The sequence below is a fragment of the Mesobacillus sp. QJM3NY_10 genome, from assembly GCF_056173465.1.
This window is the reverse complement of record NZ_CM149675.1, coordinates 3,861,727-3,875,009: the sequence shown is the minus strand read 5'-3', so window position 1 is coordinate 3,875,009 and position 13,283 is coordinate 3,861,727. Positions and strand designations below refer to the sequence as shown.

14 protein-coding genes are annotated in these 13,283 nt (G+C 42.1%); 13 read left to right on the top strand and 1 reads right to left on the bottom strand.

What is annotated here, in order from left to right:
- Positions 1-254 precede the first annotated feature (254 nt).
- From AC0VX7_RS19625 to mgrA, 3 genes are read left to right on the top strand one after another with little or no spacing between them, the layout of a single operon-like run.
- The gene (locus AC0VX7_RS19625) at positions 255-1,625 is read left to right on the top strand and encodes an MATE family efflux transporter (protein WP_475425531.1); all 1,371 of its coding nucleotides are present in this window, start codon (positions 255-257) and stop codon (positions 1,623-1,625) included.
- Between the two features lie 29 nt (positions 1,626-1,654).
- Complete coding sequence (locus AC0VX7_RS19620; RefSeq protein WP_475425530.1) at positions 1,655-2,590, top strand: aldo/keto reductase; 936 nt, start codon at positions 1,655-1,657, stop codon at positions 2,588-2,590.
- Positions 2,591-2,623: 33 nt separating this feature from the next.
- The gene (gene mgrA, locus AC0VX7_RS19615) at positions 2,624-3,613 is read left to right on the top strand and encodes an L-glyceraldehyde 3-phosphate reductase (protein WP_475425529.1); all 990 of its coding nucleotides are present in this window, start codon (positions 2,624-2,626) and stop codon (positions 3,611-3,613) included.
- On the opposite strand, the gene AC0VX7_RS19610 is transcribed toward mgrA, so the two are convergent.
- Entirely contained in the window at positions 3,570-3,905 is a 336-nt protein-coding gene (locus AC0VX7_RS19610) for a hypothetical protein (RefSeq protein WP_475425528.1), read from the bottom strand. The genes mgrA and AC0VX7_RS19610 overlap by 44 nt on opposite strands.
- 367 nt (positions 3,906-4,272) lie before the next feature.
- Here AC0VX7_RS19610 and AC0VX7_RS19605 point away from each other — a divergent pair, with 367 nt between their 5' ends.
- The 10 genes from AC0VX7_RS19605 (at position 4,273) to AC0VX7_RS19560 (ending at position 12,996) form a co-directional block, all read left to right on the top strand.
- On the top strand, positions 4,273-5,220 hold the full coding sequence (locus AC0VX7_RS19605; RefSeq protein ID WP_475428204.1) for an ABC transporter ATP-binding protein: 948 nt from the start codon (positions 4,273-4,275) through the stop codon (positions 5,218-5,220).
- Positions 5,217-6,734: an osmoprotectant update ABC transporter permease/substrate-binding subunit OpuFB gene (gene opuFB / locus AC0VX7_RS19600; protein WP_475425527.1), complete on the top strand. Its 1,518-nt coding sequence runs from the start codon at positions 5,217-5,219 to the stop codon at positions 6,732-6,734. The genes AC0VX7_RS19605 and opuFB overlap by 4 nt, the downstream gene beginning before the upstream one ends.
- 220 nt (positions 6,735-6,954) lie before the next feature.
- A complete protein-coding gene (locus AC0VX7_RS19595; RefSeq protein ID WP_475425526.1) occupies positions 6,955-7,122 on the top strand; it encodes a hypothetical protein in 168 nt (55 codons plus the stop codon).
- A 17-nt stretch (positions 7,123-7,139) separates the two neighbouring features.
- Positions 7,140-7,601 carry a cytochrome c oxidase subunit II gene (locus tag AC0VX7_RS19590; protein ID WP_023626815.1) on the top strand — a complete coding sequence of 154 codons (462 nt, stop codon included), beginning with the start codon at positions 7,140-7,142 and terminating at the stop codon, positions 7,599-7,601.
- 15 nt (positions 7,602-7,616) lie between these two features.
- Positions 7,617-9,302 (top strand): cbb3-type cytochrome c oxidase subunit I, encoded by a 1,686-nt coding sequence (locus AC0VX7_RS19585; RefSeq protein ID WP_475425525.1) that lies wholly within the window; start codon positions 7,617-7,619, stop codon positions 9,300-9,302.
- 321 nt (positions 9,303-9,623) lie between these two features.
- A complete protein-coding gene (locus AC0VX7_RS19580; RefSeq protein WP_475425524.1) occupies positions 9,624-10,256 on the top strand; it encodes an SCO family protein in 633 nt (210 codons plus the stop codon).
- Positions 10,256-10,816 carry a hypothetical protein gene (locus AC0VX7_RS19575; RefSeq protein WP_475425523.1) on the top strand — a complete coding sequence of 187 codons (561 nt, stop codon included), beginning with the start codon at positions 10,256-10,258 and terminating at the stop codon, positions 10,814-10,816. Before AC0VX7_RS19580 ends, AC0VX7_RS19575 begins: the two co-directional genes overlap by 1 nt.
- 148 nt (positions 10,817-10,964) lie before the next feature.
- Complete coding sequence (locus AC0VX7_RS19570; protein ID WP_475425522.1) at positions 10,965-11,645, top strand: Dph6-related ATP pyrophosphatase; 681 nt, start codon at positions 10,965-10,967, stop codon at positions 11,643-11,645.
- A 200-nt stretch (positions 11,646-11,845) separates the two neighbouring features.
- On the top strand, positions 11,846-12,238 hold the full coding sequence (locus AC0VX7_RS19565; RefSeq protein ID WP_475425521.1) for a MarR family winged helix-turn-helix transcriptional regulator: 393 nt from the start codon (positions 11,846-11,848) through the stop codon (positions 12,236-12,238).
- 59 nt (positions 12,239-12,297) lie between these two features.
- Entirely contained in the window at positions 12,298-12,996 is a 699-nt protein-coding gene (locus AC0VX7_RS19560; RefSeq protein ID WP_475425520.1) for a polysaccharide deacetylase family protein, read from the top strand.
- Positions 12,997-13,283: the final 287 nt, after the last annotated feature.

Below are 13,283 nucleotides of genomic sequence, written 5' to 3'. Positions count from 1 at the left end.
AACTCAAAAAGTGGTCGAATAATTTTAAAGTTCGCTAATACAACTCAAAATCCGGTCGAATTATTTTAAAATTCTCCAATAAAATTCAAAAATGGTCGGAATTAAGAGGCAGAACAGTAACTCTTTTCTGCCTCTTATCCTTCTATTCCATTGCGTTGCTATAAAATTTAACAATCAAAGTTGAATGAACTGAGGCCAGCGTAATATAACCCCTTTTTAAAATCAAAGGGAACTTTTAAAGGTGGAAATGCAATATGAATTTACAGAAGAACAACAGTCTACCTAAACAGATTGGCTTATTAGCACTTACCTGGCCTATTTTTATAGAAATGTTCTTGCACATGTTAATGGGCAGCACGGATACTTTCATGCTGTCCCATATTTCGGATGAGGCCGTTGCGGCTGTAGGAGTGGCCAATCAGCTCGTATTTTTCATGATCCTCGTATTTGGTTTCGTTGCGACAGGGACTGCGGTTCTGGTATCGCAAAATCTTGGGGCTGGACTTCAAGCGGATGCAAGGAAGATATCTGGTCTCTCGCTATCTCTTAATCTTATATTTGGAGTATTGGTCAGTGTCATTGTTGTCGGTTTCAATGATTTATTTTTACAAATGTTCAACCTCACTCCAGAAATACACCGGTTGGCTCAACAGTATCTGACGATTGTTGGGGGAACACTTTTTACACAGGCGCTCCTTGTTACCGCATCAGCCATACTGCGGGCAAATGGGTTAACGAAAGAGGCGATGTTCATTTCAATTATAATGAATGTCATTCATCTTGTCGGGAACAGTCTATTTATATATGGACTATTCGGCGTCCCGGAAATGGGCGTCCAGGGTGTAGCGATCTCGACAGCCATCTCTCGTGCAATCGCAGTGATTCTGATATTCCGCTTACTATACCGCAGGCTCCCTATGAGAATTGCTTTGGAAGACTATCTGAATTTTAATAAGGTTTTTATTAAAAAAATCCTTAAAATAGGTGTTCCTTCCGCTGGCGAAAATGTTGTGTATAACACCAGCCAGATGGCAATCACCGTTATTATTGGGTTGCTTGGTGCTATGGCACTGACAACGAGGGTATACACCTTTAACATCATGTCATTCATGATGCTTTTCGGAATAGCGATAGGGCAGGGCACGCAAATACTGATTGGATACAAAGTAGGGGCGAGAGAATTTGATAAAGCCTATCATCAGCTATTAAAAAGCTTGAAACTAAGTATCATTATCACAATGGCGATCACCGTGGTTATCGTTGCAATCAGAGAACCTATACTAGGGGTCTTTACCGATAATAAGGAAATCATCAGGGAAGGAAGCATGGTTCTGCTTCTTTGCTTAATCCTTGAACCTGGCCGAACCTTCAATATAGTCGTGATCAGTTCTCTCAGAGCGGCTGGAGATGCAGTATTCCCAGTGAAAATGGCCTTTGTCTCGATGTGGGGAATCAGTGTTCCACTCGCGTATTTACTGGGGATTAAAATGGGTTTTGGTCTTTCTGGGATTTGGATGGCCTTTATCGTTGATGAATGGTTTAGAGGAATCATCATGTATATCAGATGGAGAAGCCGTGTATGGGAGAAGAAGGTACTGGTTGATGAAAGGGTACAAACAGCATGATCGTTGATTTTTGAGAGGAGGGCAAGAAGGTGAAATACAGACAGCTTGGAAGCACAGGGATAAAGGTGTCGGAAGTTGGGTTTGGTGCATGGCAGCTCGGGAACGCCAGGGACTGGGAAGGCATGGAGGACAATCTTGCAATCAGGCTGGTGCATGAAGCGCTTGATCATGGCTGTAATTTCTTTGATACAGCTCCTAATTATGGCAGAGGTAATAGTGAGTCATTGCTTGGGAAAGCTCTTTCTGGAAGAAGGAGCGAGGCTGTGATTAATAGCAAGTTTGGGCATCATCCAGATAACACCCTCAATTTTGATTCGCAGAAAATCCGCAGTTCGGTTGAAGATAGCTTACGTCGTCTTAAAACAGATTATCTGGATTCTATTTTATTGCATAACCCTCCGTTTGAAATCTTGACTGGGAGCACAGATCATTTTGAAGTATTGGAGTCACTCAAGCAGGAGGGCAAGATCCGGGCTTATGGAGCTTCAGTGGACTCTGCGAGAGAAATGGACGAGCTGCTTCGGAATACTGGAAGCCAGGTTATTGAGGTCATGTTCAATATTTTTCATCAAGAGCCGAGGAGAGCATTCAAGCTGGCTGCAGAAAAGAATGTAGGACTGATCGTTAAAGTTCCGCTTGATTCTGGGTGGCTATCAGGCAAATATGATGAAAACAGTATTTTTACAGACATCCGGAGTCGTTGGGACCGGGATCAGCTTGAAAAAAGAGCAGAGCTCCTGCCTGTTCTGAAAGAAATGCTGGAACCTGGTGAATCCCTGGTCCAGTTGGCTTTAAGGTATATTCTTTATTATCAGGAGGTCACTACCGTCATTCCTGGAAACAAGAATCTCGAGCAGCTGATTGAGAATTTATCTGCTTCAGGTAAAAGGATCTCTGTTGAAAAAGCTGAGAAGATAGAGGAGATTTGGGAAGAAAAGCTGCAAGCTGACCCGTTGGGTTGGTAGAAAAACAAATAGAGTTTTTGGAGGTTTTTTATAATGGCATATCAACCAGACAGCAATCGCTATGAAACGATGACTTATAACAGGTGTGGAAAATCAGGCCTTAAATTGCCGGCAATTTCACTTGGCCTTTGGCACAATTTCGGTGGTCAGGATACTTTTGAAAATGGCCGTTCGTTAATCAGAAGAGCTTTTGATCTTGGCATCACTCATTTTGACCTTGCGAATAACTATGGTCCCCCACCAGGATCAGCAGAAGAGAACTTTGGTGCAATTCTTAAGAAGGATTTTTCAGGATACCGTGATGAAATGGTGATTTCTACGAAAGCTGGTTATGGCATGTGGGCGGGGCCATATGGTGATTGGGGTTCAAGGAAATACCTCGTATCCAGCTTGGATCAGAGTCTGAAAAGGATGGGACTTGATTATGTCGATATTTTTTACCATCACAGACCGGACCCGGAAACTCCATTAGAGGAAACAATGATGGCGCTAGATCATGTCGTCAGACAAGGAAAAGCGTTGTATGTAGGATTGTCCAATTATGGAGTAGAGGAAACGAAACAAGCTATTGGAATTTTAAAAGAGCTGGGTACTCCATTGCTGATCCACCAGCCTGCTTATTCGATGTTTAACCGCTGGGTAGAAGACGGCCTGACCGATTTGCTTCAAGAAGAAGGAGTCGGATCGATCGCATTTGTTCCACTTGCTCAGGGATTGCTGACCAACAGGTATATCAATGGAATTCCACAAGACTCCAGAGCTCTGAAGCCAAACAGCTTCCTAAATGAAGGGGATGTATCTGAAGAAGTCCTGAGAAAGGTTAGAAGTTTAAATGAGATTGCCCAGGAACGGGGCCAGTCACTTGCCCAGATGGCACTTGCCTGGGTGCTCAGGGAACAGAAAATCACCTCAGCGCTTATTGGCGCGAGCAAGGTCAGCCAAATTGAAGAAAACGTCTCTGCTTTGAATCGTCTTGATTTCAGTAAAAACGAATTAAATATGATTGATGAAATCTTAAAATAAGAAATTCAAACAAAGCTGTAAAGCCAAATGGTTTTACGGCTTTTTTTACTGTTAAGGAAATTATAAAATTATTTAGGTGTGGATAACTGCATGTGGTTTTCTTAATCCAGCTCCAGCGCCTAGCCCCTCGAGTCGCTTGTCTAGTGTCACCTCCTAGAAACTCCGAAACTTCAACTCCGCCGGCAGAAGCAAAAAGCGCTTCTTTGTCGGAGTCTCCAGTTTCTGCGTTTCTGGACAGTCGGCTATACATTTCGATTTCGATCCGCCCATTGAAGTCAAAGAACGACTTCATTGGGCGGCCCTCCAGCGCTTGTCGGGGCTGAACGAGGCGCTTGCGCTTTTTTTATTGGAATGTTTTTCTTGAGCATGGGTAAAGGTAGAGGAAAAGCGGTCACATTAAGGAAGGGGATGTGACCGGTTAAGGGAAGTAAAGCGGAAACGGGTCACATAAAGAAGTGATTTAGCCCGGTTAGGGTAAAGGAGTTAGTGTTTCACCTATCTAAGTACCTGCTCAATAGCCCTTCTTTTTTTCAATAGGACTGTTCTTTTGATAGTATTTAGTTTATATTCTCGTGAAAGCCTAACTAATATTAAGAAATCTTCATAGAGTTCGAAATATCTTATAAGAAAAGATGAAAAGAGACTTTGGGGTGAAAATAGTGATCAGCTTTGAAAATGTATCAAAGAAATATGACGATGGGACCTATGCGGTAAAAAATTTTAATTTACATATCAATGAAGGGGAATTTCTTGTCCTGATCGGTCCAAGCGGCTCGGGAAAAACGACCACATTAAAAATGATCAATCGATTGATTCCTCTTACAGAAGGCTACATTAAAATCAGGGATAAGATGATCAGTGACTATGATATTCATGAGCTTCGCTGGGACATTGGATATGTCCTTCAGCAAATTGCGCTATTTCCGCATATGACGATTGAAGAGAATATTGCGGTTGTCCCGGAAATGAAGAAATGGGAGCAGCAAAAGATTGATCACCGTATAGATGAATTACTGAATATGGTTGGACTTGAACCAAAGACGTACCGTAAAAGGCTTCCTCATGAATTATCGGGAGGACAGCAGCAACGAATTGGTGTAGCTCGCGCACTGGCGGCCAACCCGCCGATTATTTTAATGGACGAGCCATTCAGCGCTTTGGATCCCCTGAGCAGGGAGAAGCTTCAGGATGATCTTATCGAACTACAAAAGAACATAAAGAAAACCATCGTATTCGTGACCCATGATATGAGTGAAGCACTAAAGCTCGGAGAACGGATTTGCCTGATGAAGAATGGAGAAGTTTTGCAGACAGGAACTCCGGAAGAGCTGATCCAACAACCTGTAAATGATTTTGTCCGTGAATTTGTAGGGATAGATCAGGGAAACAGAACAACGGTAGATGTGCGGGAAGCGATCCAACCGTTAGCCGCTGATGAACTGAACAATCTGCCTGTAATTCCCTCGACAGTATCTATAAATGAAATTCTCTCGTTACTGAGTGAGCATGAACAGCTGGTGGTTGAAGACATGGATGAAATAATCGGGACCATAGACAGGCGTGGAATGATTCGAATTTTATCCAGGCAGATGGAGGGGATGAAATGAATAGCTGGACTTCCACGTTTATAGAAAGAAAGGACGATCTTTTAAGTTCTCTTCTGGAACATATCCAAATTTCATTTATAGCACTGTTTTTCGCTGTCCTAATTGCCATACCTTTGGGAATCTATCTTACCAGAAAGAAGCAAATATCGGAGGGAATCATTGGGGTAACAGCTGTTCTGCAAACGATCCCTTCGCTTGCATTACTTGGTCTATTGATACCGCTATTCGGAATAGGGAAAGTCCCTGCCATCATCGCCCTCGTGGTATATGCGCTGCTGCCGATATTAAGAAATACATATACAGGAATCAATGAGGTGGATCCTTCGCTGATTGAAGCTTCCCGTGCAATGGGAATGAACAGCAAGCGACGCCTGATGAAAGTCGAACTCCCTTTGGCAATGCCTGTCATTATGGCTGGAATCAGGACAGCTATGGTCTTGATTGTCGGAACAGCGACGATTGCTGCGCTGATAGGAGCAGGAGGGTTGGGAGACCTGATCCTTCTCGGAATCGACAGGAATAACACGGCTTTAATTGTACTTGGCGCAATACCCGCGGCCTTGCTTGCCATCCTGTTCGACCTGGTGCTTAGAAGGTTCGAAACGGTGTCCTTTAAAAAATCTCTTATCACGATTGGTGCCATATCTTTAGCCGTCCTTTTAATAATGGTCATTCCATTTTTAGGCGGAAAAAATGAAGAAGAAATCGTCATTGGAGGAAAGCTGGGTTCCGAACCAGAAATTTTAATCAATATGTATAAACTTCTGATTGAAGAAGAAACAGATCATTCTGTTCAGTTGAAACCAGGGCTGGGGAAGACTTCATTTGTTTTTACAGCATTGGAAAACGGCAATATTGACATCTATCCCGAATTTACCGGCACGGCCATTTCGGAATTTTTAAAAGAAACGGCCAGTAGCACAAGCCGGGAAGAAGTATACCAGCAGGCAAAAGAAGGGATGAAAAAAGAGTTCGAGATGGAAATGCTTCAGCCTATGGACTATAACAACACCTATGCTTTAGCTGTTCCAAAACAGCTGGCAATTGAAAATGGCTTGAAAACCATTTCCGATTTAAAAGCGATTGAATCCTCGCTAAAGGCAGGTTTCACACTAGAATTTTCAGATAGAGAAGATGGTTACAAAGGAATCAAAAAGCTCTACGGACTAAAGCTTCCAAGCCTGATCACAATGGAGCCAAAACTAAGATATCGAGCGGTCAAAAATGGCGAAATAAACCTTGTAGATGCCTACTCAACCGACAGTGAACTCCAGCGATACAAACTCGTCGTGCTTGAAGATGATAAAAACTTATTCCCTCCATATCAGGGAGCCCCGCTTATGAGAGCAGAAACAGCAAAGAAATATCCGGAAATCGTTAAGGCACTCAACAAGCTAGCCGGTAAAATCACAGATGATGAAATGCGGAAAATGAATTACCAGGTGAATGTAGAAGGGAAGTCGGCTGAGGAGACTGCTCGGGAGTACCTTTTGGAAGCGGGATTAATTGATTAATTCTTAAAACTGACTAATAGAATGTCAACGCATGATACTGAAAATGATGGAAAACCCTCGTGGCATGAAAGCGAGGGTTTTTTGTTGTTTTGGAAAAAAAGCACTTCAAAAAAAAGATAAATTTCTAGTACTCCCAGGGGTTTTATATGTGATATGACTCACTACATTGATAATCATTCGCAATTAAGATGAAGGTAAGAAATCAAAGGAGGGGATTTGGTTGAAAGTGACAGACGGAAAGGCAAGGGCAGAAATTCAGGATGAAATCGTAGAGGTTACCAGTGACGACAAATCGAAGGTAGGAACCTGGATATCAGTTGGAGTAGTAGGAGCAGTTATTCTTGCTACGTACTTTATTCTATTTGGACTCTATATGGCAAGAGTATAGAAGGGGGAGCGAAAAAGATGCATTTAGATGAAAAAATCTGGCTGTTTTTAAGTTTTGGAATGATCATGGGTTTCATGATTTTTACTGGGTACCAGGCAGTGGCATTGGGAATGGGGCCCCCAAGCCATAAAGAAACGATTGATCCGCAAAAGGTCGATGAAACAGCTCCGTTTGATGAGCCGGGAATAAAACAAATCGGTGAAAATGAGTATGAAGTCGTCATGACGCTTCAGGTATTTAGTTTTACACCGATGGAAATCGAAGTACCTGCTGGTTCAACCGTCCATTTCACGTTAACGTCAAAAGACGTTGTTCATGGTTTCCAGGTTGCAAATACGAATTTGAACGCAATGGTCATGCCGGGACATATCCAAAAAATATCTCAAAAGTTTGATGAACCAGGGGAATATTTGGTGTTATGCAATGAGTATTGCGGTGCCGGGCACCAGGCCATGAGCACCAAAATCATCGTAAAATAAAAAGGGGGAAAGAATGTGCAGTCTGCAGTAAAAGCAACTTCATTTAACCAAAAAACCAATCAAATATTAGGAATCAGTCAGGAAGATGCCAGGATTTCGAAATCATACTTATCTGTCGCATTTATCGCCTTGCTGCTCGGCGGCTTTCTTGGATTGCTTCAAGGGCTGAATCGTGCAGGTGTCCTGCAATTGCCTCCATGGCTTAATTATTATCAGGTGCTGACGGCCCATGGAATCCTGTTAGTTGTTGTATTGTCCGCGTTTTTCACGATCGGATATTTTTATGCCGGACTCTCACACACACTGGGAGGGTTGCTGCCTAAAGTAAGGAAAATGGCATGGATCGGCTTTTGGATGAAGATTTTCGGATTTGTTTTGGTCGTCATTCCGATTTTAAAGAATGAAGCATCCGTCATGTATACCTTCTACCCGCCAATGGCTGCATCGCCAATGTTTTACTTTGGCTTAGTGTTCATTGTATTGGGCATCTGGATGCTTTCCTTGGGAGCATTTACACAGGTAGCGAACTGGAGAAGGAACCACAAGGGGCAACATCTCCCGATACTCGCCTTCTTTGCAACTGGTGTCTTTGTCCTGTTAGTCGGCGCAACAGCTTTTGTTGCAGTAGAAGTCCTTTTCATGATCATTCCATGGACACTTGGCTGGACTGACGGCATAAACGTATTGCTGGCGCGTACACTTTTCTGGGCATTTGGCCATACTGCCGTTAACATTTGGTATCTGACAGCTGTATCAGCATGGTATGTAATCGTTCCAAAAATAATCGGCGGAAACCGCTGGAATGATCTTTTAACTCGTATGGTTGTCATTCCGTTAGTGATCATGAACATTACCGGCGGATTTCACCATCAGATCATTGACCCGGGTATTTCCGAGTCCATCAAATATATGCACGTTTTCATGAGCCTTGCAATCGGATTTCCTTCTTTAATGACCGCGTACGCGATGTTCAGGGTTTTTGAACGTACGGCAAGAGCGAAAGGCGGAAAAGGTTTAGTTGGCTGGTATAAAAAGATGCCATGGGGCGATGTGCGATTCCTGTCACCGTTTATCGCCATGGTAGCATTCATTCCCGCTGGAGCTGGCGGAATTGCACAAAGTACGAACCAATTAGACCAGGTTGTACACAATACGATGTGGGTCGTAGGTCATTTCCACATAACGCTTGGTATGTCTGTCATCATGACCTTCTTCGGCATCAGTTACTGGCTGGTTCCATACCTTTCAAAACGGGTGTTGACTCCCGGCATGAATAGATTGGGAGTGATTCAAACCGCCATATGGACTTTAGGGATGGTGATCATGGCGATTTCCATGCATATCGTGGGTCTTTTCGGTTCTCCGCGAAGAACTTCATTCACAACCTATGGAAATTTTGCAGAAACGCTTGGATGGAATCCATATATGGTTGCAGTAGGCATTGGAGCAAGTTTATTGCTAGTCGCCGTCATCATGCAAGTTTATGCGGTTTTCAATCTCATGTTTTTTGCTCCAAAGGGAGTAACAGAGTTTCCAATTGCAGAAGAGGAAGCAGGAGCAGCGAAAACTCCATACTGGACAGAGCGCTGGGGAATCTGGGTGGTGCTCATGCTATTGGTTGTTTCAATGGCATATGTCCTGCCAATCGCAGACATGATTATGAATGCACCTCCTGGCTCGCCGCCATTTAGAACTTGGTAAAAAGAAAAGCGCAAGCGCCTTGTTCAGCCCCGACAAGCGTTGCCCGCCTAAGAAAGCGACGTCCTGTGGCTGGCGGGTCTAGCACATCGTGTGCCACGGAGGGCCGACCGGTGAAGTCGTTCTTTGACTTCATTGGGCGGTCCGAAACGATCGAGGGGCTAGGCGCTGGAGCTGGACACTAATGTTGGTTCAATAACTTTCTTACCTTTTTAAAAGTAAACAAAGAGATAGCTCCTGATTCAGGGCTATCTCTTTCAAATCAGCTATGTGAAATCGGGATCTATAGAGGAATCATCACTGAAAAAATGGGATGTGATCAATTTGATCAAAAATCGGCAAACGACCGTTTCTTGTATAGTTGTATTGGTGTTTGGACTGTTTTTATTTTATACAGGAACAGACGGATTCACTGCTTATACAGCAGAGACAGCAAGAGTGACAAAGCTGGTTGAGGAACAGCCCCAGTTTCCGGAATTAACCTTTGAGGATAGTGAGGGTCGGACCTATTCAATATCTGAATTCGAAGGTAAGTATGTATTTATCACTTTTATTTATACAGGCTGCACCACTATATGCATAAAACTAGAGGAAAATATGTCGCAGGTGTACAATCTGCTTCCCAGTGAGTATATAGGCAAGGATATTGTCTTTTTAAGCATAAGCTTTGATCCAGGCAAAGATGATCCTGCTACTTTAAACAAGTATAAGGATTTATTCGGAAGTGACGGAGAGACCTGGAGAATGGCAAGGATTCCGGACCAGGATCAATTAGATACCTTACTGAAGAAGTTTGGCGTCATTGTAATTCCAGATGGAAATGGGAACTTTGCTCATAATTCAGCGTTTTATTTAGTGGACCGGCAAGGAGCGCTAGTGGATGTAATGGATTTTACAAAGGTAAATGAGGCGGCAGATGAGTTGATAGAGACTCTAGATGCAGACAGGGGGAAATAATGATGAATCAGTTTCTTATCGGGCTTGTCCTTTTAATCGGTTTAATGCTTCCTCCTGTTGCAAACTTAATGGAATCAGTCATGATCATTCACATGCATATGCAGATGCCTATGCTAGTGATTGCCGGCTTTTTCATGGGACAGTTTTTCCAGCAGCGCTTTCCTCATTTCTTTTCAAAATATAATCAAGAGGGTATCCCAGGAATCCTTCTTTTTATCATTATAATGGGTTATTGGATGCTGCCGCGCACAATGGATGAAGCGTTGACTGTAAATAGTGTGGAATTATTCAAGTTTATCAGTTTGCCATTCCTCGCGGGAGTACCTCTAAGAGATTCCTGGAAGAAACTCAGCAAGAACCGGAAAAATTACACCATTGGATTTTTTACAGTGATATTCCTGGGTATGGGCTGGTTATATATTCAAGCAGATGATCAGCTATGCAACAATTATTTAGTAGTTGACCAGATGATCCTCGGGTGGGGATTCATCACAATGGCCATCTGTATGGTCATTTACTTAATCTATACGGCTGTCGTGGATCCTTCACTATATGAATAAGAATGTTGAACCCTTGTGACCATTTTGCCAGCATGTAACAGAAGGTACGTAATCAGGTATAATTAAGTCGAAGGTATTTTATTAGAAGCGGTAATTATCGCATATGACATCGGCGGGTAAAGGCGAATCAGGGAATAGGAGGACTAAAATGAAAATAGCAATCTCATTCAGTGGCGGGAAGGACTCTACGCTAGCATTATACAAAATTCAAAACAATCCTGAGTTTGAGGTTGATTCACTGCTCGTGACCCTGACTGAAGGATTCGATCGCGTATCGATTCATGGAGTCCGCTACGAGCTGTTGAAGCGCCAGTCTGAGTCATTAGGCATTCCATTAAGAGAGGTCTGGCTTCCTCAGGACTGTCCGGACGAAAAGTATCAAGAAATAATGGGGAAAACTGTTGCTGGTATGAGAGAAGATGGAGTTACCCATATCGCTTTTGGCGATATACATCTTCAGGATGTTCGGGAATATCGAGAAAAAATGTTATCAGCATCGGGAATAATCCCAATATTTCCTCTCTGGGGTTTACCTGTTGAGGAAGTAAGTCGTGAGTTTGTTGGCCTTGGATTCAAAACGGTTTTAACATGTGTTGATTTAGAAAGTCTGGAGCCGTCCTATGCAGGCAAAGTATATGATAGAAAATTTATCATGGAATATCCGAAAGACCATGATATTTGCGGAGAGAATGGAGAATTCCATTCATTTGTGTTCGATGGACCTAACTTTACATTCCCCATCCATTATAGATTAGGCGAGGAAAAAGTGACAAAAGACTATTTTACTCAAAAAGATAGATTCTTGTATATAGATTTAATCCCGTATTAAAGTTTATATACTTTTAAGTGCAAATAAATAGTAAACAAACTTCCAGCAATGAAAAAAATGACGCCAGAAATTGAGTTTGGAGAAAGATAATGTAAAAGATCCATAAAAAGCACCCCTTTATTTAGATGGAAATATCGTATTACGATATTTTGTATTTTAATTATATCGTGTTAAGATATATTTATCAATAAGAAAGTAAGGTGGAATTTTTGCTTAGTAAAGACGTATATGAGTACCTTGGTGAGTTTCGGTACCAATTGAGGAAGTTCCAGAAGTTCAGTGAATCAGCAGCTGAAAATATGGGCATCACAGCTCAGCAGCACCAATTGATGCTAGCGATAAAAGGGTACCCGGAAAGGGATTATGCTACACCGAGCGAGCTGGCAGAACGATTGCAAATCACCCATCATTCATGTGTTGGCCTGATTGACCGTAGTGAAAAATCAGGACTTGTTTCACGCAGGAAAAACCCGGAAGACGGCCGAAGTGTCTTTGTAGATGTAACCGCTAAAGGAATGGATATCCTTGAGGGTCTATCTGAGATTCATCTTGAAGAAATAAAGCGGATCGGATTGTTTAAGGAGAAGCTTTGAATATCAAGCTGAATGAGGAAGATATCGTGGAGAAAAATCAATATATTAAGAGGTAACTTATGAAAAAAAGAATCATCTATTTTGGAACTCTAACTATAATCGTATTCCTCCTTTTGCTAGGGACTTATAAATTAATGAATTCAAGAACATTTCAGTTGTTCGGCGGACTGACAGCCCAAGTGGATACCGACGAAAAAGTTGTCGCTATAACCTTTGATGATGGCCCAACAAATAAAGTAGAAGATATCTTGCCAATACTAGAGAAGTACGATGCTAAGGCAACATTCTTCTTGATTGGTAACGAAATCGAAAAAAATCCAGAAGAGGCACAGATGATCGTCCGTGCAGGTCATCAAATTGGGAATCACACATACTCTCACAATAGGATGGTATTGAAGTCTCCTTCCTTTATCAAAGAAGAAATCGAGAAAACCAATAACCTAATTCTAAAAGCCGGCTATAAGGGAGAAGTGGACTTTCGGCCGCCTAATGGAAAAAAACTGCTCACCCTTCCTTATTATCTGGACAAGCAAAATATCGACACAATCACCTGGAATCTGGAACCCGATTCCTATTACACCAATTCAACCGACAAAATAAATTACATCAAGAACAATATAAATCCGGGATCCATCATCCTATTGCACCCGATGTACGATCAGACAGGTGAAGAGCTTAAAACACTTGAGGGAATATTGCAGACATTAAGTAAAGAAGGATATAAATTTACCACGGTAAACGTGCTCCAGGAAATGTGAAGAATCTGTAGTTAGAGGATGGGCTAACAAAAAGCAGTAAAACCAAATGGTTTTACTGCTTTTTGTTAGAATTTTAATGACTATAACTGGATCTTTTCTTTTTTTAAAGGCCAGGAAAAAGAAAATGAATTAGTCCATATATAACAAAGTAGTGTTTACATCTCACTAATATTCATTTATAATCAATGTTAGTAACCACTAACATTTACTTTGTATTAGTGATTACGAACATTTATTTAATCGACATTAGTAACCACTATCATTTCTGGGAATTTGCTACAGAGTAG